The 21,903-nt window shown below is 50.1% G+C and carries 22 protein-coding genes and 1 other RNA gene; 5 read left to right on the top strand and 18 right to left on the bottom strand.

Annotation, left to right across the window (positions count from 1 at the left end; all coding sequences use genetic code 11):
• Nucleotides 1-17: 17 nt before the first annotated feature.
• Nucleotides 18-668, bottom strand: a complete 651-nt coding sequence (locus tag Q5741_RS03240) for an RsfA family transcriptional regulator (RefSeq protein WP_305022587.1) — start codon at nt 666-668, stop codon at nt 18-20.
• A 320-nt stretch (nt 669-988) separates the two neighbouring features.
• On the opposite strand from Q5741_RS03240, the gene Q5741_RS03245 reads away from it, so the two are divergent.
• Nucleotides 989-2,077 carry a coiled-coil domain-containing protein gene (locus Q5741_RS03245; protein WP_305022588.1) on the top strand — a complete coding sequence of 363 codons (1,089 nt, stop codon included), beginning with the start codon at nt 989-991 and terminating at the stop codon, nt 2,075-2,077.
• 71 nt (nt 2,078-2,148) lie between these two features.
• Here the strand turns inward: Q5741_RS03245 and Q5741_RS03250 are convergent, their stop codons facing one another.
• Both Q5741_RS03250 and Q5741_RS03255 read right to left on the bottom strand, forming a co-directional pair.
• Nucleotides 2,149-3,381 carry an extracellular solute-binding protein gene (locus Q5741_RS03250; RefSeq protein ID WP_305022589.1) on the bottom strand — a complete coding sequence of 411 codons (1,233 nt, stop codon included), beginning with the start codon at nt 3,379-3,381 and terminating at the stop codon, nt 2,149-2,151.
• Between the two features lie 190 nt (nt 3,382-3,571).
• The gene (locus tag Q5741_RS03255; RefSeq protein WP_305022590.1) at nt 3,572-4,903 is read right to left on the bottom strand and encodes a PhoH family protein; all 1,332 of its coding nucleotides are present in this window, start codon (nt 4,901-4,903) and stop codon (nt 3,572-3,574) included.
• Between the two features lie 264 nt (nt 4,904-5,167).
• On the opposite strand from Q5741_RS03255, the gene Q5741_RS03260 reads away from it, so the two are divergent.
• A complete protein-coding gene (locus Q5741_RS03260) occupies nt 5,168-5,845 on the top strand; it encodes a YhcN/YlaJ family sporulation lipoprotein (protein WP_305022591.1) in 678 nt (225 codons plus the stop codon).
• A 39-nt stretch (nt 5,846-5,884) separates the two neighbouring features.
• Here the strand turns inward: Q5741_RS03260 and Q5741_RS03265 are convergent, their stop codons facing one another.
• From Q5741_RS03265 to Q5741_RS03280, 4 genes are all read right to left on the bottom strand, one after another.
• Nucleotides 5,885-6,937 (bottom strand): LCP family protein, encoded by a 1,053-nt coding sequence (locus Q5741_RS03265; protein ID WP_305022592.1) that lies wholly within the window; start codon nt 6,935-6,937, stop codon nt 5,885-5,887.
• Nucleotides 6,938-7,085: 148 nt separating this feature from the next.
• Nucleotides 7,086-8,924, bottom strand: a complete 1,839-nt coding sequence (gene typA, locus Q5741_RS03270) for a translational GTPase TypA (protein WP_305022593.1) — start codon at nt 8,922-8,924, stop codon at nt 7,086-7,088.
• A gap of 141 nt (nt 8,925-9,065) precedes the next feature.
• A complete protein-coding gene (locus tag Q5741_RS03275) occupies nt 9,066-9,560 on the bottom strand; it encodes a hypothetical protein (protein ID WP_305022594.1) in 495 nt (164 codons plus the stop codon).
• A gap of 199 nt (nt 9,561-9,759) precedes the next feature.
• Entirely contained in the window at nt 9,760-10,416 is a 657-nt protein-coding gene (locus tag Q5741_RS03280) for a TerC family protein (RefSeq protein WP_305022595.1), read from the bottom strand.
• Nucleotides 10,417-10,566: 150 nt separating this feature from the next.
• On the opposite strand from Q5741_RS03280, the gene Q5741_RS03285 reads away from it, so the two are divergent.
• Nucleotides 10,567-11,256 (top strand): TerC family protein, encoded by a 690-nt coding sequence (locus Q5741_RS03285; RefSeq protein ID WP_305022596.1) that lies wholly within the window; start codon nt 10,567-10,569, stop codon nt 11,254-11,256.
• 88 nt (nt 11,257-11,344) lie between these two features.
• On the opposite strand, the gene thiI is transcribed toward Q5741_RS03285, so the two are convergent.
• The 6 genes from thiI to Q5741_RS03315 all read right to left on the bottom strand — a co-directional run bounded on the left by thiI (nt 11,345) and on the right by Q5741_RS03315 (nt 16,059).
• Entirely contained in the window at nt 11,345-12,568 is a 1,224-nt protein-coding gene (thiI, locus tag Q5741_RS03290; protein WP_305022597.1) for a tRNA uracil 4-sulfurtransferase ThiI, read from the bottom strand.
• Between the two features lies 1 nt (nt 12,569).
• Complete coding sequence (locus tag Q5741_RS03295) at nt 12,570-13,715, bottom strand: cysteine desulfurase family protein (protein ID WP_305022598.1); 1,146 nt, start codon at nt 13,713-13,715, stop codon at nt 12,570-12,572.
• Between the two features lie 160 nt (nt 13,716-13,875).
• Nucleotides 13,876-14,628 carry a lytic transglycosylase domain-containing protein gene (locus Q5741_RS03300; RefSeq protein WP_305022599.1) on the bottom strand — a complete coding sequence of 251 codons (753 nt, stop codon included), beginning with the start codon at nt 14,626-14,628 and terminating at the stop codon, nt 13,876-13,878.
• Nucleotides 14,629-14,786: 158 nt separating this feature from the next.
• Nucleotides 14,787-15,158, bottom strand: a complete 372-nt coding sequence (locus tag Q5741_RS03305) for a hypothetical protein (RefSeq protein WP_305022600.1) — start codon at nt 15,156-15,158, stop codon at nt 14,787-14,789.
• 53 nt (nt 15,159-15,211) lie between these two features.
• Nucleotides 15,212-15,442 carry a DUF1540 domain-containing protein gene (locus Q5741_RS03310; RefSeq protein ID WP_305022601.1) on the bottom strand — a complete coding sequence of 77 codons (231 nt, stop codon included), beginning with the start codon at nt 15,440-15,442 and terminating at the stop codon, nt 15,212-15,214.
• 110 nt (nt 15,443-15,552) lie between these two features.
• On the bottom strand, nt 15,553-16,059 hold the full coding sequence (locus Q5741_RS03315) for a YpuI family protein (protein WP_305022602.1): 507 nt from the start codon (nt 16,057-16,059) through the stop codon (nt 15,553-15,555).
• A 178-nt stretch (nt 16,060-16,237) separates the two neighbouring features.
• Between Q5741_RS03315 and Q5741_RS03320 the strand changes: the two genes are divergently transcribed.
• Entirely contained in the window at nt 16,238-18,127 is a 1,890-nt protein-coding gene (locus tag Q5741_RS03320) for a S8 family peptidase (RefSeq protein WP_305022603.1), read from the top strand.
• Nucleotides 18,128-18,189: 62 nt separating this feature from the next.
• Here Q5741_RS03320 and Q5741_RS03325 read toward each other — a convergent pair whose 3' ends face one another.
• Nucleotides 18,190-18,444 carry a hypothetical protein gene (locus tag Q5741_RS03325; RefSeq protein ID WP_305022604.1) on the bottom strand — a complete coding sequence of 85 codons (255 nt, stop codon included), beginning with the start codon at nt 18,442-18,444 and terminating at the stop codon, nt 18,190-18,192.
• Nucleotides 18,445-18,467: 23 nt separating this feature from the next.
• Between Q5741_RS03325 and Q5741_RS03330 the strand changes: the two genes are divergently transcribed.
• Complete coding sequence (locus Q5741_RS03330) at nt 18,468-18,605, top strand: hypothetical protein (RefSeq protein WP_305022605.1); 138 nt, start codon at nt 18,468-18,470, stop codon at nt 18,603-18,605.
• 115 nt (nt 18,606-18,720) lie between these two features.
• On the opposite strand, the gene rnpB is transcribed toward Q5741_RS03330, so the two are convergent.
• From rnpB to Q5741_RS03350, 4 genes are all read right to left on the bottom strand, one after another.
• Nucleotides 18,721-19,127: RNase P RNA component class A (rnpB, locus tag Q5741_RS03335), an RNA gene on the bottom strand.
• A 94-nt stretch (nt 19,128-19,221) separates the two neighbouring features.
• Entirely contained in the window at nt 19,222-20,337 is a 1,116-nt protein-coding gene (locus Q5741_RS03340) for a Nif3-like dinuclear metal center hexameric protein (RefSeq protein WP_305022606.1), read from the bottom strand.
• Nucleotides 20,313-21,071: a tRNA (adenine(22)-N(1))-methyltransferase gene (locus Q5741_RS03345; protein ID WP_305022607.1), complete on the bottom strand. Its 759-nt coding sequence runs from the start codon at nt 21,069-21,071 to the stop codon at nt 20,313-20,315. The genes Q5741_RS03340 and Q5741_RS03345 overlap by 25 nt, the downstream gene beginning before the upstream one ends.
• Nucleotides 21,068-21,892 carry a hypothetical protein gene (locus Q5741_RS03350; RefSeq protein WP_305022608.1) on the bottom strand — a complete coding sequence of 275 codons (825 nt, stop codon included), beginning with the start codon at nt 21,890-21,892 and terminating at the stop codon, nt 21,068-21,070. Before Q5741_RS03350 ends, Q5741_RS03345 begins: the two co-directional genes overlap by 4 nt.
• Nucleotides 21,893-21,903 lie beyond the last annotated feature (11 nt).

Raw genomic sequence — 21,903 nt, forward strand, 5'->3', positions numbered from 1 at the left:
CTTATTCACAAGGTGTACTACTCGATCCGTTCTAGATTGCCGTTCGCGTCCATTTTAAACCGGGACTTCTGTTCGTCCTCTTCTTCAGCCAGGAATGCCAGGCGACGGGCACGATCCATAATTTGGATCAACGCTTTATAATCGTCATTCACGACACGGTAATCCGTCTGGACCTCATTCACTTCCTTGGAGAGCTTTTCTTTCTCGTTACGAAGCAGAGCCAACTCTTCATCCTTGTCACGCAGCTCTTTCTCCAGCATTTTGATCTGTTTATGTGTTTCCTGGATGGTGCCTTTCCATTGACGCAGGAAGCGGATTACAGCATCAACAGATAATGTCTCCTCGCTGATATGTTCGGATTTCAGTACATCTTCCTGCACATCATCTGCGGTAAACGAAGCAACCTGCGGTCCGGCAAAAACATTCTGCTTTTTCAGATAATTCCGCTTTTGACGCTGCGCTTTGGCGATGCCGATGGCGGCATCGTATCTTTTGCGGACACAGCTGTTCCAGCGAAAGCCGCAGGCGGCGGAAGTCCTCCCGATCTTCTCTCCCACCTCTTCAAAAGCCGCAAGCTGTGTGCTGCCTTCCCTAATATGGCGAAGTGTCACTTCGGCCAGTATTAAATCGTCTTCCGTGCTCCACGCATCCTGTCTCACTGCAGTCATCCCTGCAAACCCTCCTAACGACATCCTTAAAATTAACCGTCTTCAATGACCGGCTGATCCGGTATGTGAATGGGTATAAAAGCTGCTTAGTACATTGTTATGCCTCTCATAGAGTTCATAGAATCTATTTGATACTAAAATGTATTGCCAATTCCACAGCCGATCATACGTCTAAAATATGAAAGACAAGCCGTTTCAACAATTGTGAAAATGCTTTAAAATGTCATTATGTTCTTGTAACGAGGATGAAATGGTCTTTTTATACATATATATGTTCAAAACGATCCTCGCTGCACGCTTGATTGAAAGGAGAGTCCTTCGTGATCCATGCCCAAGCCCTGAGGCGCTTTATATTCTGTACCACTCTCCTGCTCGGCCTATCAGCCTTGACTTCTGGCGCACTCTATGCCGAACAGTCTCCTGAGGAAGTCCGCCGTATTTTGCAGGATAGTCTGTCTATTGTAGAAATTGATCATGAGATTGAACGGATTGATACCGAGCAAAGCAAGCTTCAGTCCCAATTAGCCGGGCTGCGCACCTCCCTGGCGCAGCAGGAACAGGATATCAAAGAACATCGCGAGAAGGCAGGCAGAGTAATGCGCTCCTATTATATGGGGGAACGTGACACCCTTTTAAACCTGCTGTTCAAAGCCAAAAGCCTGACTCAAATGCTGACCCTGTATGACTATTATCAGATCATTATCAGCAATGACCAGGCGGTTCTCCATGATTACCAGGAACGTTACCGCTCCATGACCGCTACCCAGACCAAGCTGGTCCGCGCCTCGGACGAGCTGTCCCGGGTCAAAAACAGTCTCATCGAACAACGAGCCCGGGTGGCTGCCCTGCAACAACAAGTGGATGACCATGTCGCATTAAGTTCGGATCCGGAGGCCATTCGCCGTATGATCGGAGAACTGACTCAATATTGGGAAAATGTCGGTCTTCATGAGGTAAAGCGCTATTTCGAGGCTTTAGCTTCAGCGATGCAAGGACTGCCTAATTTCATCCAGCAACAGCCGGGAGCCATCGAAACGAACGGAAGAAACTATACGATCCGTATTGAGGAGGATGCCTTCAACGATTATCTCCGTGCTCAGAATGAGCTGTTTCAGCACTTCGCCTTTCACTTTTCCAGCGAAGGCATTACGGCTTCCGGACAGCAGGGAAACCTGCAATTATCGATTCAGGGGCATTATACGGTGGAAAATGATCCGCAGAATGCCATCCTCTTCCATGTTGACAAGCTGATCTTCAATCAGCTGGAGCTGCCGGATACCACACGCCAGACGATGGAGGAGCAGTTCGATCTTGGCTTCTATCCGGAACAGCTGATATCTTTTCTCAAAGCTACAAGTGTTTCCACAAGTGATAAAGAATTGAAGGTAGAGCTGCAGCTGTCGCTATGATTCTGATGTAGATTTGCATGAAGAAGCACAATAAAGCAGCAGGCTACGGAATTGGAGCCTGCTGCTTTATTTTATGGCATTAAATTTAACCATTCCTGTACGGGGAGTTGTCCTTGAAGCAGCTGCTTAACCCGCTCAGACCAGACCGGGCTGGATAAGAATGAAACCGCCGGGAACTCCCCAGGCTCCATGTATCCCTTCTCCTGTCCCTCTGGGGGAACGATATTGGCAGCATCTGCTAACGCAGGAGAACGGTATAGTCCGGCGTCAACCGGCAGCTTGCCGGTTCTCTCGTACCACCGCACCGCTTCGTCTGAAGCCGTTATCTCTGCAATCCACTTTCCCGCCTCTTCCGCATGCTGTGTACTGGCAGATACAGCCCAGCTTCGATTCGTAATCCCCCACTGTATATGATGCGGAAGCCGGATCCACCAGTTGTTCAGCAGCGCCTTGTCCTCGTTCATAACTTCAGACAGCGGCATAACAGCCACAGACCAGGAAGGATCTGTCTCTTCTAAACTCTCTTCATGGTCAGGTCTTATATACGGGCGCAGCCCTTCAACCAGCGACAAAAGCTCCTTGTCCTTAAGCAGTTGTTGAACTTGAACTGACTTGGATTCTCCTTCTATAAATTCAAGCAGGGCCAATAAACCTCTCATATCCTTCGTTAAACTTAGACCAGCTCTTTGCCCCGCTCCGTCTCCCTTCTTCCATACACTCAAGAGCTGCTTCCATTCCTGCAACCCGGATGGCAGACGGCTTAGTCCCAAAGCCTGCAGCCTGGAACGATGTCCGACCAGTACGTAAGGATCGCTATCCTGCGGCGCTGCCCATGTATATCCGTTCCACTCCATCTGGGCCATTATATGGGTCATCCCAGCTCCAGAAATCTCTGAAGCATTATAGGTTTCAACCGGAAGCAGATATCCCCGTTCTGCGAGAGGGCGTATCCACCCATTCTCCACCAGCACAATATCCGCAGCTTCTCCCAATTCATAATTGCTATTATACATATCATATAAATCCGGCTCTTCAACCCGGTCGATTGTGACCTGGATTCCTGTTTGTTTCTCGATGTGCTCCGAGACTCGCAGCAGCTCGTTATATTCAGTTGTGTTCAGGCTTGCTGCTATTCTGATCGGACCTGTCGCGGTGTCATGTCTTGGAGGAGTCTGTACAGTCACACCTTCAGCCTCGGGATTTTTCACGTCTGATCCCCCGCCAGAAAACTCCAGTCCAGGAGACAGGCTTGATAGGGAAAGCAGCAAAATGGCTAATAAAAGCCAATAGTTTTTACGCTTCACAAGGTTACTTCCTCTCTGCTATCTTCCTATCATTGTAGCAAATACCAGGAGCTCTGTCTTAAAATGGCAGCGAAAAATTTTGTGCGTATAACAAAAAGAGCCGGCGCCGCCGACTCATAAGTATTTTAATGATTTCCGTAACATATTCATGGATTCCTTAACATTTCTCGGGAAATAAATCATCTGTAATCTACAGCAGATCTGCGGCCAGCTGCGCCAGACGAGAGCGTTCGCCTTTCTCCAGCATAATGTGGCCGCTGATGCCCTCCTGCTTGAACTGCTCCACAATATAGCTCAGTCCATTACTGGTTGCATCCAGATAAGGATGGTCAATCTGTTCCGGATCGCCCATCAGTACAATTTTACTCCCCTCACCGACACGGGATACAATCGTCTTCACCTCATGACGGGACAAATTCTGTGCCTCATCAATAATAATAAACTGTCCGGGAATGGAACGGCCGCGGATATACGTAAGAGCTTCAACCTGAATACTGCCGAGCCCCATCAAGATTTTATCGATATCCCCCGATTTCTTGGTGTCAAACAGGAACTCCAGATTATCGTAAATCGGCTGCATCCACGGACGGAGCTTTTCCTCTTTTTCGCCTGGCAGATAACCGATATCTTTCCCCATAGGGACAACAGGCCTGGCAATCAGCAGCTTCTTGTATTTGTGGTCGTCTTCAACTTTGGCTAGTCCTGCAGCCAGCGCCAGCAGAGTTTTGCCCGTACCGGCTTTACCGGTGATGGTCACGAGCGGAATCTCATCACTTAGAAGCAGCTCAAGAGCCATTCGCTGCTGGGCATTACGGGCGCTGATTCCCCATATGGGATCATTACTCAGATACAGCGGCTCGAGACGGCTCGCATCTCCATTTACTTTTAGCAGGGCCGACTTGCCTGTCCCCATCTCATCTTTCAGGATAATAAATTCATGTGGATATAATGTATAAGGAAGCTGAAGCGGCTTGATTGCGAGAAAACGGTAGGTGTAAAACTCATCGATGACGGAGGGGTGGACTTTTAAAGTGGAGTAGCCGCTGTACAATTCATCAGGTTCTGCGGTACGGTCCGTAAGATAATCCTGTGCCATTAATCCCAATACATCTGCTTTGATCCGCACCAGCACGTCCTTGCTGACAATGGCCACGGTTCGCGGATCGCTTTTCTCCCGCTCCTCGAGCTGATAATTCAGCGCCACGGCCAGGATCCGGTTATCATTCGTAATCTCCCCGAACATTTCCTGCAGGCGGACAAAGCTGCGATGATTCAGCTCTACCTTCAGGCTGCCGCCGTTAGGCAGCGGAACGCCGCCATGCAGATGTCCTACTTCACGCAAACCGTCCAGAAGCCGGGACACATGACGCGCATTTCTTCCGATCTCATCCGCATTTCTTTTCTTGGAATCAATCTCCTCCAGGACGACAGCAGGTATGATGACTTCGTGTTCCTGAAAAGTAAAGATCGCATTCGGGTCGTGGAGCAGTACATTGGTATCCAGTACATAAATTTTCTTCAAACCTATCCCCTCCAAAGCGGCGTCTCGTAAACGAGCATTTTTGCGCAACCCTATTCGCGAGTCTGAACGGGCAGCCGTGAGGATGACTGGCTGGCTGCCTTATCACCATTGTAACAAGTAAGCGTGACTTTTAGAATGAGGCAAAAAAGCTCTAGCAAGAATCGATATGAGGCAGTGGACAATCGTCCTATTCATACATAATCTTATTCGGCTCGGACAAAATAATTGCAAGTCAGTAAAAATAAATAAAAGGAGGGGAACAGCATGCATAAACGTATCGGGACCGCTGCCGCTGCGCTGCTTATTCTGGCAGGCTGCAATACAAACGCGGGCAATCATACCGCTTCAAATGGACATACTTCAACCCGGGTGGAGACCCGCAGTCAGGACGGGATTACCAAGCTGAACACGAACCAGCCGGATGTGGATGCGGCCACTCATCTGGAGATGATCGCCAGCAGGGTACCTGGAGTCAAACAGGCAAGCTGTGTTGTGATGGGCAAAACAGCGATTGTTGCTATTGATGTCGACAGTAAGCTGGAGCGTTCCCGGGTGGGCACGATTAAATATTCTGTAGCTGAAGCACTGCACAAGGATCCGCGGGGGGCTAACGCTGTGGTCACAGCTGATATGGACGTTCACCAGCGGGTTGCTGAAATGGGCCAAAAAATCAGACAGGGCCATCCCGTTCAGGGTCTTACCGAGGAATTGGCCGATATGGTTGGCCGCATCATTCCGCAGATGCCGAATGGCATGGACAAACACAAACCGGCTGATCCTTACGAATCCCGCACAGGAACGAATGAACCTGCAACCCGAAGTGAGATCAAGTCGCTCCATCAGCCCGACGGACAACCGAGCACACCGGCCAAACATCAGCCTGACTCGATGTCCCGCGGGAACAAGCCCTACAGCGATACTCAAACGCAAAAAGCCCAGTGATTTCTCACTAGGCTTTTTTTTCGCGGTCAAACAGTTGTATCATGAGGATGTATCGGTCGTACCGCTGACACTTTTACCTGCCAGTTCATCCTGAAGCGCCTGCTTGGCTTTATTCAATTCATCCTCATTAACCCGTACGTAAGGACTTCTCCATTCACCGGTTACCGGCTGGAAGAGAATATTTTCTTTGGAGATGTTCCAATACGTTGAAATGATGCTTTTAATTTGTGCTTTTTCAACATCCGTCGTCATATTGTCGTCCACAGCGCTGATCATTTTCCCGGCGCTGGCAATCCCCTGGAGGGACTGCATTTTGCCTACAAGTGCATTTAGCACCTGTCCTTGACGCTGATTGCGTTCAAAGTCATTGGATTCATCCGTCTTCGGTTTACAGTTGGATTTGCGGTAACGCACAAAATCAAGAGCGTTTTTCCCATCAAGATGCTGCGGACCCGCCTTCAGATTAATATCTGTTCCGTCAGCCGTATCCCGGTAGCACATATTTTTGTCTACGGTCACATCGACACCGCCAACAGCATCAACCACATCCCGGAAGCCCTGGAAGTTCACCACAGATACATAGTCAATCGGTACATCCATATATTTGCTGATCATCTTCTTCATCTCATCTTCTGCCGAGATACCCGATGATTTTTCCTCCACCTTAAATGTCGGATAGTAGGCATTCAACTTGCGGACTTTATACCCGTCCAGATCAATGCGCAGGTCGCGGGGCAGCGATACCACGGTGGCAGATTTCGTATTCGGATTCATGGAGATAACCATGTTCACATCCGAACGATACCCCTGCAAATCCGGACGATAGTCGGTACCCAGCAGCAGCATCGTCATGGGCTTCGTCTCAGCCAGCTGCGCCTTGGGCACCTCTTTGTCAACACCAGCATCAATGACCTGATTATACAGGTAGTAGGCATATCCTCCACCGGCAATAATCCCGATAATCAGCAGGAAAGCGACAAACTTCATAAACTTCTTGAAAGGACTGCTCTTTTTCTTCACTTTTTTGGTGGAAGCCGGCTGCTTGGAACCCGTATTTCCCCCTCTAGGAGGAAGACCATTCTGACTACTCATCTGTGACCCTCACTTCTGTCTTCATTGAATTATTACAGAATCAACTATAGCTTGTGCATGCAGAGAATGCAAAATTACGACACAAAAAAGGAAACGGCTGGTTCCCCCAAAGGGTTGCAGCCGTTAATGATGTAGTTAATTTATCCTGTTACGCGTTCTGAGCTGCTTTACGCTGCTTCTCCGCACGCTCGCGCTCACCCTTATTCAGGATTTTCTTACGCAGACGAATGGATTTCGGCGTGATTTCGCAGTACTCGTCATCGTTCAGGTACTCAAGTGCTTGTTCCAGGGAGAACAATACAGGCGTTTTGAGCTTCACTGTATCGTCTTTGGTTGCGGAACGGACGTTCGTCAGCTGCTTCTCTTTGCAGATATTTACGACAATGTCATTGTCACGTGTATGTTCGCCAACGATCATGCCTTCATAAATTTCAGTACCTGGTTCTACAAACAGTGTACCGCGGTCTTCTACACCCAGCATACCATAGAAAGTGGACGTGCCATTCTCAGTGGATACCAGTACGCCCTGGTGACGTCCGCCAACCTGTCCGCCAATCAGCGGACCGTAGCTGTCGAACGCGTGGTTCATAACGCCGTATCCGCGAGTTAGTGTCAGGAAGTGTGTGCTGTAACCGATCAAGCCGCGCGCAGGGATCAGGAACTCAAGACGGACCTGGCCTGTGCCGTTGTTAATCATGTTAACCATTTCAGCTTTGCGGCTGCCCAGACTTTCCATAACAGCACCCATGCTCTCTTCAGGAACATCAATCAGCAGGCGTTCGATCGGCTCCGATTTCTTACCGTCGATTTCTTTAACGATAACTTCCGGCTTGGATACCTGCATCTCATAACCTTCACGGCGCATGTTCTCGATCAGGATACCCAGGTGAAGTTCACCACGGCCGGATACGATAAATGCGTCCGGGCTGTCCGTCTCATCTACACGAAGACTGACATCTGTCTCCAGTTCCTTGAGCAGACGCTCGCGAAGCTTACGGGAAGTAACCCATTTACCTTCACGGCCAGCGAAAGGACTGTTGTTAACGAGGAATGTCATTTGCAGTGTCGGCTCGTCAATCTTCAGAACCGGCAGTGCTTCAGGATTGTTAGGATCGGCAATGGTCTCACCGATATTGATATCCTTAATCCCAGCGATTGCTACGATATCACCAGCACCGGCTTCTTCGGTCTCAATACGCTTCAATCCCTGGAAGCCGAACAGTTTCTCAATACGTGCAGATTTGGTTCCGCCATCACGAAGCATAACGGTAACAGCTTGGCCCTGCTTGATCACACCACGGTTTACGCGGCCGATCGCAATACGGCCCAGATACTCATTGTAGTCCATCAATGTTACAAGGAACTGCAATGGCTCATCAATCTTCTCTGTTGGAGAAGGAATATGCTCTACAATCGTGTCATACAAAGCCTGCATGTTCTCATCCTGCTGCTCAGGATCCAGGCTGGAAGTACCGTTCAATGCGGAAGCATACACGACTGGGAAATCAAGCTGATCGTCATTGGCACCCAGCTCGATAAAGAGATCCAGCACTTCATCGATAACTTCTGCAGGACGTGCTGCAGGGCGGTCGATTTTGTTCACAACGACGATTGGTGTCAGGTTCTGTTCCAGCGCTTTACGCAGTACAAACTTCGTCTGCGGCATGCAGCCCTCATAAGCATCAACGACGAGCAATACGCCGTCAACCATCTTCATGATCCGTTCTACCTCACCGCCAAAGTCGGCGTGTCCAGGTGTATCTACAATGTTAATCAGGTAATCTTTGTACGTAATGGCTGTATTCTTGGCCAAAATCGTAATACCGCGCTCCCGCTCCAGATCATTGGAGTCCATCGCACGCTCCTGTACAGCCTCGTGTTCCCGGAATGTGCCGGACTGCTGAAGCAGCTTGTCAACCAGGGTTGTTTTGCCGTGGTCAACGTGGGCAATAATCGCAATATTGCGAATGTCTTGTCTTGAATGCATGGTTTGATCCATATCCTTTCCGTATATCAAATAATAGTTCTCTCTATATTGTTGCTTCACAAAATAAGCGCCGGATAACCCGACGCAGTTCCATATCCCTTATATTATAGTCTAAATCAGCCATAAAGCAATAGCTTTCCATTACCATCCTTTTCTTCCTCTGCCTCTTCCGAACAATAACCATGCTCCAGCAGCAATCAGCAGAACGGCTGCAATATAGATAAAGCCCGTATGCAGCAGCGAGAACAGGAACAGCACGATGGATACCACGGCCAAAATCACGGCAGCCGAATACAGCAAGCGGGGCCGCGGAATCTCAAACATCGCATATTCCCACAATCCTGCTGCGATTCCCAGAATCCATGCCGGCCAAAGAACATGCATCAAACTCCAGCCCCATGTATTGCAAATAAAGAACAAAACGCCATAGCTGCTTAGCATTCCGCCTGGAATCAGCACCCAAGCGGGGGCTAAGCGTCTGAAGAACATGACCTGCAGGATCAGGCCGGGCACCAGAATAACAAGAGGCCAGAAGGCACGGCCGAGAAAAGCGAATACTCCCAGCTTTCCGAGCAGAATGACAAGGCCTGCGGCTATAATAAAAATACCAATTGCGCGTTCATTTTTGGAGTTCATTGGCTTCACCTTCTCCTGGTCGAATTGGGCAAAAACAGCCCGGTCAGCGAACAATAACAAGAGCACTTGGCATCATTAAATCGATGCAAATTGCGGAACAAATTCAGTTTAGCCTATAACTGCCAAAAAGACCACAGCTTCTGTTCATCATCTCGCATGAATCCCGTAAATTGGTTAATAGTATAGGACAGTCTGCCGTTTAGGTTCTTCTTCTCGTATGATGGAGCATACCAACAGCAGCGGCAGCCCCTGCGAATATAAGCGGAAGCAGGCTGTTCGCATCTCCGGGCAGGGCCGAAAGCAAGCTTCCGAGCTTTGGATCCCGCAGCAGCATTTCACCGGCTGTATAGGCAAGTATGGCAGAACCGAGCAGCACCAGGATCGGATAGCGCCGCAGCAGCAGACCGATCAGATTACTTCCCCATACAACAATAGGAATGCTGATGGCGATACCGATGATAATGACGGCAAGATCACCTTTGGCCAGGGCCGCTATAGCTAGAACATTATCGAGACTCATGACAAAGTCAGCTGCCAGAATGGTCTGCACCGCTTTCCAGGTCGAAGAGGATTGTCTAACCTGTACCTCTCCACTATTCTCATAGAGCAGCTTGAATGCGATCCAGAGCAGTAACAACCCCCCTGCTGCCTGTATGTAAGGAATCCCCAGAAGGAGCACAGCCATAAAGGTCAAAATGCAGCGAAGAATTACAGCTCCCATGGAGCCCCACCATACTGCTTTTTTGCGCTGGTGCGCAGGCAGATGATTACTGGCCATGGCAATGACAACTGCGTTATCACCGCTGAGCACCAGATTAATCATCAAAATTTGTGTTAACAGCCATATATGATCCATTCCAACGCCTCCCCTACTTCCTAGATGTATGACAAGCAGGGGCAGGCTATGCTTGACTGAAAAAAGGCTCTAAAATATAATTAATCGATTTTAGTGAATACAAGCACTGGGCTGCACATAACGCAGAATAATTTGGAGGAATGAACGTAGATGGAGATATTTAGCCTGGAATTTATGTTACTGCTGCTCAACGTCATCTTTATAGATCTGATGCTTGCTGGTGACAACGCTATAGTTATCGGCATGGCAGCCCGCAAACTGCCAAAGGAAACTCAAAAAAAGGCCATTCTGTACGGCACAGGCGGCGCGGTCATTATCCGGATCCTGGCTACCATCGTTGTGCTGTGGCTGCTGAGTGTCCCTTGGCTCCGTGTAGTCGGCGGCATCCTGTTGGTGTGGATCGCTTATAAGCTGGTCGCCGAGGAAGAAGAACATACCGAAGTGCAGGCCGGAACAAGCTTGTGGGCTGCCGTAAGAACGATCGTTGTCGCAGATGCGGCGATGGGACTCGATAATGTGCTGGCCGTTGCCGGAGCCGCCAAACAGCATCTGATCCTGGTTATACTGGGACTGCTGATCAGTGTCCCTATTGTTGTATGGGGCAGCACCCTGTTTATTAAGCTCATTAACCGTTTTCCCTGGATTATGTATCTCGGAGCAGCCGTGCTTGCTTACACCGCTGCCAATATGATTACGGAGGAAAAGCGCTTTACTCCCTACTTTGAAGAGCACCCGACTGTACGATATGGACTTATCCTCATTGTTGTCGCCGGTGTACTGCTTGCGGGCTATGCCAAGAACCGCAGGGCCGGCAAAGAGAAGCACCGCTCCTATTCCTGATGGGATAGCTGATAAAGCCGTCAATAAAAGGACCCGTTAACAGCCGCACGTACTGTTAACGGGTCCTTTTATCGTGTCATACGAAATCCTAAAACCACTCTTCGTTAATGACCTCTTCACTAAAGTGATGCTTCTCGCCAGCGGTTAATGTCATGGTTTCTGTATTCTCAACTGCCTGCCGGATCAGCTCAGGAAGTTCACGCAGTGATGCCTCCACCTTTTCTACAATCCATGGATTAGGGTTAGTGGTCGGAGACTTGGGTACGAAGAGGGTACAGCAGTCCTCATAAGGTAGAATCGAAAGATCATAAGTTCCGATGGTCTTGGCGATCTCAATGATCTCATTCTTATCCATCATGACCAGGGGACGCAAAAGCGGCAGGGTTGTCGCCTTGCCAATGACATTCATGCTTGGCAGCGTCTGGCTGGCAACCTGGCCCAAGCTGTCACCTGTCACAATAGCAAGCGCCTTTTCCCTTTCGGCCAGCATTGTAGCAATCCGCAGCATTGCTCTGCGCATGAATGTAATAATCAGGCTGTCCTGGTTTGTCCGTGTAAAGGACGTCTGCACTTCTGTAAACGGTACAAGATGCAGCTTCATCGTGCCTGCTGAATCTGCCAGTACTTGAGCGAGCTCAATCACTTTCTCTTTGGCGCGCTGGCTGGTGAACGGGAAGCTGTAAAAATGCACACACTCCACTTCTAATCCGCGGCGCATGGATGTCCAGGCCGCCACCGGGCTGTCGATACCGCCGGATAACAGCATCATGGCCTTTCCATTCGTGCCCAGCGGAAAACCGCCTACTGCAGGAATGACTTCCCCGAAAATGTAAGCGGCCTGCTGGCGAATCTCCACCCGCAGTTCCAGATCCGGCTCCCTGACATTCACTTTAAGCGTACCAAATTGGCGAAGTATAGGAGAGCCGACTAGATGATTCATCTCCTGTGAGGAGTGAGGGAATTCCTTCCACACCCGGCGGGCATTCACCTTGAAGGTAGTGCCTTCCCGGGGTGCATATTCTCCTACAAAAGCCACAGCCGCCGCAATGATAGCATCCAGCTCAGGCGGGGTCATTTTGACAGGACTGACAGAGGCAATCCCGAACACCTTTTTCAATATCTGAATGAGCTCCTGATAAGGCTCTCCCCCAAGATCTATATACAATCTTCCATATTCCCGCTTGATCGAAGCACCAGGGTAAGGCTTCAGCAGCTGATGCACCTGAGTCAGGACCGCCTTCTCGAAACGAGTACGGTTTTTACCCTTTAGTGTAAACTCCCCGAAACGCAGGAGCAGCATATCATAAATCATTTTATGTCCACCTTTCCAGAGGCTTGAGCTTGTGTATAATCTGCTCTAGTGCCTCTCCAAGCCTGTCGATGTCTTGATCTGTATGTTCGGCACCCAGACTGATTCGAATGCCTCCGGAAGCCTGGGCCTGGTCTCTTCCCATTTCCAGGAGCACACGGCTTGGCTCCGGACGTTTGGAGGAGCAGGCTGATTTGGTCGAGACCGCAAAACCCTGCTCCTCGAGCGAATGCAGAATTACCTCCGCCTTCATCCCCGGATGCGATACATGCACAATATGAGGCGCTTCTCTGCCGCTGTTCATCTCCAGCACCGGAATAGCCGACAGCCGTTCCAGCAGACGGTCACGAAGAGCACTCACATGCTCAGCATACTGCTGCTGCTGCGCTGAGGCCATCCGCATCGCCTTCGCCATTCCTACGAGCAGAGGAATATTTTCAGTCCCTGAACGAAGTCCCCGCTCCTGAGAGCCCCCGGCAAGCAGAGGGAACAGTTCCAGTCCTTCCTTGACATAGAGAAGCCCAGCCCCTTTGGGGCCCCTGATTTTATGCGCGGACAGACTATAAAGATCCGCCTGCCACCGCTTCAGATCAACAGGTAGCTTGCCAAAGCCCTGCACGCCGTCGACATGCAGCAGGACCCGCGGATAATGTGCTTTTAATGCAGGCCCAATCTCTTCCAGCAGCTGAACCCGTCCTGTCTCATTATTAACATGCATGATGCTGACCAGAACGGTGTCTTTGCGTACCGTCTGGAGCAGATCATTCAGGTCGATATGCCCTTCCCTGTCCACTGGCAGCAGTGTTACCTCGCAACCGAGCTCTCTCATCTGCAGACAGCTCTCCAGTACAGAGGGGTGCTCCGTGCCCACGGTAACAATGTGCCTGCCGCGGGACTGATATTGAAATGCCGCGCCCTTAATGGCAAGATTGTTGCTCTCGGTAGCGCCCGAGGTGAATATAATCTCCTCTGGTTTGACACCTAGCGCTGCAGCCGTTACTTCTCTTGCCTTGGTTAGCAGCTGCTGGGCTTCTTCACCAAACCGATGGATTGAAGACGGGTTACCGTAATGCCGCTTCATCACTTCAGTGATGGTCTGGATGACCTCATCATAAGGAGGCGTTGTTGCAGCATAATCAAAATAAATCATCATTGCCCTCCTTCCTCCCTGCTATTCATAACGTTACTCATAACCCTCACAGCACAAAAAGACCAAGGTGAGAACCTGACTGCGCCGGCCGCGGCCAGCCCGGATTCCCATCTTGATCTTCAGCCCTGCAATTGCAGCACTTGTACAATGCCCGCCGGGCCTATTCCATATATTTTGCGCGGGCATTCTGAATTTTAGTAATATATTTCTGCGTCTCAACCGGCAGCTTGTCCAGTACATTCATCAGTTCAGCGTCATTGTGGACACCAAGCTTCTGTACTCGTCCCGGGCCTGCATTGTAGGCCGCCAGCGCCATGTTCTCATTACCGTTGAAACGCTGGATCTGATAAGACAAATAACGGACCCCCGCGTCGATATTCTGAGCCGGGTCAAACGAATTGCTTACACCGAGGCCGCTGGCTGTTCCATCCATCAGCTGCATCAGACCTTTGGCTCCAGCCGATGACACTACATTCGGATTAAAAGAGGATTCCGTATCGATCACGGCTTTGATCAACGACTCGGACACTCCGTATTTCTTGCTCGCAGCTGCGATAAGATCATTGTAGTCGGTCGGCTTGGTTGACTCGCTGCGTTGTGATCCTGCCGGACGGTCCACGGCATGAGCCGATTCAGAGCCGGATGGGCTCCCCAGTTCATATACAAGCGGTTCGGACACGGCAGGTTTAACACTTGTTGTACCTAACTGCATCCACAGCAAGCCATCCTTATCCCGGGTTGTGGCTGCCGCATTCCCTTGCGGAGCGTCAGCGTTCTGAAGCGCCTGCACCAGAACATTACTAAACGCGCTGCCTTCGACCGTGTTACTGCTATCTTCTTGATTCTGCCCGCCGACATTATTCAACAATTGCAGCTCAAGCAGCTGCTTGGATGCACGAGTATCCACCTGCATTCTGTTCGTTCAACTTCCCCTCTGGTAGCTTTACAGCCTATTTTACCATCTAAGGGACCTTTACTGCTATAGATTTTCAAAATAAAAAGGCTTTAATCCCTTTATCTGGGACCAAAGCCAAGAACTTTATTGCATTAATCTGCAAATGATGACCATTTCTAGCGTGCGAAAGGAATCATAATAAAATAGCTGATGGTTGCCAGCAGACCGAGGCCGATCGCCCAAGCGCCTGATAATTTTCTACCGTTGACGAACGCATAATATCCGAGTACTGCAGCTGTAGGTCCAAGCACAATCGACCACATAAACAAGGATGCGATACCGAGCGCAACTCCGACATAACCTGCCGCCTTTCCTGCCTGAGCCAAACCTTGCCCCTGATCCTGATCGGCTGTTGAACGTTCGGAACGGCTCGCACGCGTATGACTCGGCGCAATTTCAGCGGAATACTCCTCCTGATGCGATCTGCGCGGGTAGTCTACACGACTGCGCGGCGGCAGCTCATTTTTTTCTGATGGTTGCTGGTTCATGCTGTTATTGTCCATATTACTCATCTGGTATACACCTCCGATTTGAACTGGTATTAGCTCTTATGCTTCTGTTTGAATGTGTGGCAGCAGGTAGCGGCAGAGGCTGGGGCCGTGTCCTTCTCATGAGAGTCAAAATATTCTCCGGCAAACTCTTCATTCAGCCGACGATCTGCATGGGAGTCGATATCAATCATGATCAGATCCGCCTTGCAAACATTGTGCTCCCCCCAGTAGTGACAGTTCGATACGCTGCATTTGACGAATGGTTTGGCTTCAGAGCTCATTAATGATCACCTCAAATGTATTGTTCCCGGAGTGATAAGGCGGTATTCAGCATTAAAAAAGGACACCGTCTCCGGTGTCCTTCAAAAGCGTGCTATTCAAAATCCAATCATTAGGCGTGGTTACGCTGACTCTGCATTCTGCGCTGCGTCAGGTAATCACTCTCATAATAGGAAAGTTCGTCACGAATTTCTTCAAAATTACGGGTGATATCCAGAATCACCTGCTTGGCGTCCTGTACAGGCTGTCTGCGGAAGCGGATGGCATCCTGTCCTGTATAGGCATACCGTCCATCTTCGCTGTAGGATTCATTCTTAGGATAGAAAAAGCTGTTCACAACATGGTGATACACATTGTAAAGCGCCTTCTCGGCAAACTCTTCGTTAAAAGCTGCCCGACGTAGTGCAACACCCAGTTTCTCATACGATACTTCGGAAAATACAAGCAGATGGCGAAGATCAGTCAGGAATCCCTGATAATACTGCACTTCCTCCTCATCTTGCCCTGTTACCAATTGAGGCAGTGCGTTCTTGTTCAGGAACTGCTCCATGACATCGATAGCGGATTTTAGTTTATCCCTTGTAGATTCACATAATTTTTGTACACTGGCTGCTGACATAACGTTAGCTCCCCCTTAATGAATTCCATCGTAATGGACCCGGCTGATCCTGAATTGATTTACAGTACAATAATTTTTCAGTTCCTATCCTACCACAAAAATCTGACGAGCGGTATAAAAAACTGACCGGCTTCGAACGCTAATGTATACCTAATCTTTCACTACAGGAGGCCATAGCATGATGCGACGAAAATGGATGGTGACCGCCTGCGGTGCCGCAGCCGCGGCAATTGCCTTAACCTTGCTCCTGCCCGAACGGAATTCCTCCCGTCCAGAAGCCGAAGCGCCGGTGCCGGCAAGCCCCAGACAAGAACATTCCAGCAAAAAAATGATGTTATCCGAGGACATTCTCGCTACCGACAAGCTGATCCGTCTGGATGCCAGACAGCATCTTCAGTCTCTTCTTCAGACATGGGCTAATCAGCCGGTATCCAAGCGCAAGACAGATGCCAGACAGCTGCTGACGTCCCATCATCATATCCGCATGCTTATGACGTACGATACCGCCAGCGGGAAAGCCGAGACATACTCCAGCCCTGACGATGGCGTTAACCTGAACAGCGGCAAATTTAAAGCCAATCTGTCTTTGGCCAAGGATGCACTGCGCCGGCACGAAGGGTTCGAGTCTGCCTCGATGGAAGACGGCGGTGAGAAATATTTTCTGGTTGCCGAACCAGCATCTGACCGCCGGGGCGGAGTCATCGCCCTGATGAGCCAACAGGTGCTCAATGCTGTGGAAGAACATCAGCGCAAAAACCTCCGCTTAATTCCTTACCCGAGAGAAGGCAAGTTCAAAGTAGAATCTGTTCATCCTGACACCTTCAAAGACCTGACCGTCAAGACAGGTCACGATAACGAAAATGCAAGTCACTTCTATGAAAACGAGATCGTCGTACGGTTCCGCCGGGATCCGTCATCTGCTGAAATGCAGAAAATTCTAGCTGACCTCAAGCACGCTCGAGTACGCAAACTGGGTTATAACTATGTATTCCGTTCGAATGATATGAGCTTTCGTGAGCTGCGCCAGTATTTCAATGCTCGCTGGAGCCCACGCTATACCGAGCCTCACTATTTGTATTTAACCAATGATGTGACGAAGAAACAGACGAAATCAGGAGCTCCTGAAATTCCCAACGACCTGCTTTTCTCCAAATACCAGTGGAACCTTCCAGCTACCGAGACCAACCGGGGTTGGAATTTATCAAAAGGAAGCAAAGACGTAATCGTTGCTGTTGTCGACACCGGCGTTGACCTGGATCACCCTGATCTGAAGGGTCAGCTGCTTCCTGGCTACAATGTCATCCAGCCCGGGGCAAAGCCTTATGACGATGTGGGGCACGGCACCCACGTCAGCGGTGTCATTTCTGCCATCGTCAACAACGGGGAAGGTGTGGCTGGCATGACTTGGTACAACAAGGTGCTGCCTGTTAAAGTGTTGGATTCCTCCGGATCAGGAACGACCTATTCTGTTGCTGAGGGCATTATCTGGGCGGCTGACCACGGTGCTAAAGTCATCAATCTCAGCCTCGGTAATTATGCCGACGCCCAATTTCTGCATGATGCCGTCAAATATGCTTTTGACCGTGACGTCGTACTCATCGCTGCTACTGGTAACGATAATACAGAACGCCCGGGTTACCCTGCAGCTTATCCCGAGGTGTTTGCTGTATCGGCCACCGATTCCCACATGAAGCGAGCCTCCTTCTCTAACTACGGCGATTATGTCGATGTCATGGCACCGGGTGCAAGCATTGCCAGCACGTTCCCCGGAAACCAGTATGCCGCACTTTCAGGTACATCGATGGCAAGTCCGCACGTCGCTGCGCTGGCAGGACTCATCCGATCTATCAATCCGGATCTCACCAATACGGAAGTTATGGATCTGATGCGTAAAAGCGTGATTGACCTTGGTACACCCGGACATGATAAGTATTATGGCTATGGACAGATTGATGTGTATAAGGCACTGAACGCAGCAGGTACTAACAGCACACCCCTGCAATTCTGGCCGAATTATATCCGCAGCAAGCTGGATTCTATTCTGCGCAGACATTCAACAGAAGAATAAAACGACGAACGATTGCGAAAACAGCCGGCAGTGACCGCCGGCTGCTTTTTGCTGCAGAAAGATTAACGTTTTTTGCTGCGAACCGAACGGGTTTGTGCTTTTTTGCCTCTCCAGTTGGACACACCGCACACTTCGTCTTTAACAACGACTGGGTACACATGACAAGGAACAGGTACACAGAAGTGCTGGTTAATAATCTCAATCGGGTGTACCACCGTCTGTATCTGAGGATGGAAGTGAGGCTGGAACACCTGCACAGGTTGAACAACGACCGGGTCAAGCGGAGGACAGTGATGAGGGTGATGACAATTACTCATTCAAAACAACTCCTTTTCATTTGATGATACAGCTTATTACCGATCCGCATCTGACGATTGGATATATGTCCTACTCCCTGCAAAAATATTGTGTACCTGCGTATATGCCAGTCCAATTCCGTTCCCAACTTGCTTGGCTGGACATCGTTATTCCTACGTAATTTTCCTGTTAAACAGTACAAAAATACGGCGACCAATCGGAATAAACCGATCAGCCGCCGCATTCAGCAGACATCGTAATGTAATGCAATTAAAGCTTGTTAGTCTGTTGCCAGTTAGGAAAGTTTTCCGTAAGCCGGGTTCTGTGCTCTTCGCGGTTCGATCGGGAACTACCCTCCCGCCATAAGCGACAATCATCTATCTAGGCCATCCATTACTGAACAGCTCCAGCGACCAACCCGGACACGCCTCGGGCTAAGGCTGCTTCTCTCCTTGCGGATGAAGCTGTGTCCCATTAGGTCTTGCTCCAGATGGGGTTTACCAGGAACGAAGTCACCAGCGTTCCTCGGGGTCTCTTACACCTCGGTTCCATCCTTGCCTGTGCCGCAAGCGGCCATCGGCGGTCCATTTCTGTGGCACTATCCTTCAACTCGCGCTGACTGGACGTTATCCAGCATCCTGCCCTGTGGAGCCCGGACTTTCCTCTCGCGGCTTGCGCCGCCAGCGATTGTCTGTCAAACTTTCCGAACAACATTACATAGTATACAGGGTCCTGTCGTCCGAGACAACCCCCAATAGCGGGAAGGACAACCTGCCTTTTCCTCTGTCCCCAATTCCTCAGACCAAACGGAACGGTTCTGTATTGATCTGGGAGACATGAACCTGCGTCTCGCAGCGCTTCTCCTCCAGCTTGGTCCGCAGCCAGTCAGCCGTTTTAGCCTTCATCATCTTCTCCGCATTATGACCGGGATCAATCAGGGCAATACCCGCCATTAAGGCATCATGAGCCGTGTGGTAGTCAATATCACCGGTTACCAGCACATCGGCGCCTTTGAAGAGGGCCTTATTCACATAACGGCTTCCGGATCCGCCGAGCACCGCAGCTTTCTTCACCATACGGCTGTCATCTCCCACAACCCGCACGAAAGGTACATCAAGCGCACGTTTGACAACCTCGGCAAACTCTCCCAGCGTCTGCGGCCGAGCTAGTTTTCCGACTCTGCCGAGACCATAGGCCTGTCCTTTTGCTTCCACCGGATACAGATCATAAGCAGGCTCCTCATACGGATGCGCCTTCACGAGAGCCTGGACGACCTTGGAGGCCAACGATGAGGGAACCAGAATCTCTACGCGGACTTCCTCCGTTCGTTCCAGCTTGCCGGGTTTGCCTGTAAACGGCTTTGTTCCTTCCTGAGGCAGAAAAGTGCCGGCACCTTCATTACTAAAGCTGCACTTCGCATATTGCCCAATAGTGCCGGCACCAGCTCCCCATACGGCATCCAATACCGCCTGATGATGAGTGGCAGGCACAAAAGTGACCAGCTTGCTGAATGTCTCTGTGTATACTTCTTCCAGAGGAATGCCATTCTGGATTCCGAGCGCATCGGCCATCCAGTCATTCATCCCACCTTGGGCTGAATCCAGATTTGTATGGCTGATATAGACGGCTATGTCATGTTTGATGAGCTTTTCATACAGTTTGCCTGCTGGCTGATCCGTATTTAACGATTTAAGAGGTCTGAAAATGATGGCATGATGTGCGATAATCAGATCCGCGTCCAAAGCAATCGCTTCTTCAACCACCTCGTCATTGACATCCAGAGCAATCAATACATGCTTTATATCCTTCTGCAGACTTCCCAGCTGCAGGCCGATCCGGTCATCAGGCACAGCCAGATGCTTAGGTGCAAGCTGCTCCATGCAGCTGATTACGGTCTGTCCTTTTGCAAACATAAGAGAACCTCCTCGATACGTTGAATTCGCTCACGAATCTCATCGGCTTTCTCGCGCGCACTGTCCAGATCAGACCTGGACAATTGAGCGATAATTCCCTGCAGTTTACCTATTTCCTCGCGCCATTTGGTGTGGAAAACCGCATTGGGACGATCAACCAGGTAAGGGCCCATCGCGATCAGCAGCTCACGGGTCAGTATGACATTCTCCTGCAGGGGACGGGGGCGGTACAGCTCTTCCTGAGCCAGTGGACTAACTGCAGCCGGAATGGCTGTTAGAATTTCGTAAATCTTGCCGTCCTCCTCCAGAATCTGCTCATGCACCAAAACCCAGTCATGCTCAATCAGCCAGCTGCGCAAAATATCTTCACCGACATTCGGCTGCAGAACGAGCTGTTGAACTCCTTCAAGCTTGTCCAGGCCCCGGTCCAAAATGGAGGCAATGAGCGCACCGCCCATTCCTGCGATTGTAATCACATCCACCTCGCCGGGCTGAACGACCTCCAGACCGTCTCCCTTGCGCACCTGAATGGAGTTCTGAAGCCCGGCAGCAGCCACCTGCTTGAGCGCGGCTTCATAAGGACCTGTGTTGACTTCGCCAGCAACTGCACGCACCACTGTGCCGCTCTGTATGGCGGCAACAGGCAGCAGTGCATGGTCTGAACCAATGTCAGCAAGTTTGCTGCCGGCCGGAATTTGTTCCATAATTCGTTGTAATCGTTGAGATAATTTCATGAAGACACCCACGCTATCCATTTTTTTCGAGTCACGAACAATAATATCAAACTTACAGCAATTTTAATAATAACCCAACCGGCAATCCCTGGCGGGGTGAGCCCCCGCAGCAGCAGAGCATCCGCTTCCGGCATAAACCAGACCGTTACCGACAGGCCGAACAGCGCCTTGGTGCGATGCGGCCAGCGCTGATAGACCAGCCAGGTTAACCATAGGAGGAGCATGCTGTGCGGGAGCCAGAACAACTGCAGGAACGGCCAGGCCATATCCGGTCGGTACTGCCCGAACAGAACGGCATACAAGAGAACAGCTCCAACCAAGCCGCAGTAATATAGAATACCCAGTTCAAGGAAAAATCCTACTACACACCATATCACACTGCATACACCGATCAATATAGGTATACCTTTATCCGGATCCACCTCATGCAATGAGATCATCCAGGCCCCCAATCCGAGCAGCAGCAGGCTGCCAACCCCCGCAATGATTAGACTGAGTGTAAAATCCGCCCGCCTGCGAATGGCCGCAAAACCGTAACAGATTCCTGCCGATAACACGGCTGATGCCATTTGCAATGGCCATGGAAAAGAGCTAAAATAAAACCCTATAAAGAAAATCAAGGAAATTATGACAAAAGAAAGCAGCCAGGATTTCAGGCTTCCCTGCTTCAGGGCAGCCATCGATAACGTGCGTCGTTCCTTCTGCTGCTGTTCTTCATCATACAGATTGGATAAAAAATCGCAGTAATGCTCTGGAAGCAGCCTGCTGCTCCGCCAGTGCTCAATCTCATCAAGTATGATATCACGTTTGTCCCGGTTCACCCGTGCAACTC

Origin of the sequence: Paenibacillus lacisoli (assembly GCF_030580655.1) — a bacterium.
Taxonomy (GTDB): Bacteria; Bacillota; Bacilli; order Paenibacillales; family Paenibacillaceae; genus Paenibacillus; species Paenibacillus lacisoli.

Coding starts and splice junctions, on each gene's coding strand:
- Q5741_RS03325 (WP_305022604.1), bottom strand. CDS start 18,444: ATGAGTAATTGTCATCACCCTCATCACTGTCCTCCGCTTGACCCGGTC.
- Q5741_RS03265 (WP_305022592.1), bottom strand. CDS start 6,937: ATGAGTAGTCAGAATGGTCTTCCTCCTAGAGGGGGAAATACGGGTTCC.
- Q5741_RS03305 (WP_305022600.1), bottom strand. CDS start 15,158: ATGAACCAGCAACCATCAGAAAAAAATGAGCTGCCGCCGCGCAGTCGT.
- Q5741_RS03315 (WP_305022602.1), bottom strand. CDS start 16,059: ATGTCAGCAGCCAGTGTACAAAAATTATGTGAATCTACAAGGGATAAA.
- Q5741_RS03330 (WP_305022605.1), top strand. CDS start 18,468: ATGATACAGCTTATTACCGATCCGCATCTGACGATTGGATATATGTCC.
- Q5741_RS03320 (WP_305022603.1), top strand. CDS start 16,238: ATGATGCGACGAAAATGGATGGTGACCGCCTGCGGTGCCGCAGCCGCG.
- Q5741_RS03285 (WP_305022596.1), top strand. CDS start 10,567: ATGGAGATATTTAGCCTGGAATTTATGTTACTGCTGCTCAACGTCATC.
- Q5741_RS03280 (WP_305022595.1), bottom strand. CDS start 10,416: ATGGATCATATATGGCTGTTAACACAAATTTTGATGATTAATCTGGTG.
- Q5741_RS03300 (WP_305022599.1), bottom strand. CDS start 14,628: ATGCAGGTGGATACTCGTGCATCCAAGCAGCTGCTTGAGCTGCAATTG.
- Q5741_RS03240 (WP_305022587.1), bottom strand. CDS start 668: ATGACTGCAGTGAGACAGGATGCGTGGAGCACGGAAGACGATTTAATA.
- Q5741_RS03310 (WP_305022601.1), bottom strand. CDS start 15,442: ATGAGCTCTGAAGCCAAACCATTCGTCAAATGCAGCGTATCGAACTGT.
- Q5741_RS03345 (WP_305022607.1), bottom strand. CDS start 21,071: ATGAAATTATCTCAACGATTACAACGAATTATGGAACAAATTCCGGCC.
- typA (WP_305022593.1), bottom strand. CDS start 8,924: ATGCATTCAAGACAAGACATTCGCAATATTGCGATTATTGCCCACGTT.
- Q5741_RS03295 (WP_305022598.1), bottom strand. CDS start 13,715: ATGATTTATTTTGATTATGCTGCAACAACGCCTCCTTATGATGAGGTC.
- Q5741_RS03275 (WP_305022594.1), bottom strand. CDS start 9,560: ATGAACTCCAAAAATGAACGCGCAATTGGTATTTTTATTATAGCCGCA.
- Q5741_RS03260 (WP_305022591.1), top strand. CDS start 5,168: ATGCATAAACGTATCGGGACCGCTGCCGCTGCGCTGCTTATTCTGGCA.
- thiI (WP_305022597.1), bottom strand. CDS start 12,568: ATGATTTATGATATGCTGCTCCTGCGTTTCGGGGAGTTTACACTAAAG.
- Q5741_RS03340 (WP_305022606.1), bottom strand. CDS start 20,337: ATGTTTGCAAAAGGACAGACCGTAATCAGCTGCATGGAGCAGCTTGCA.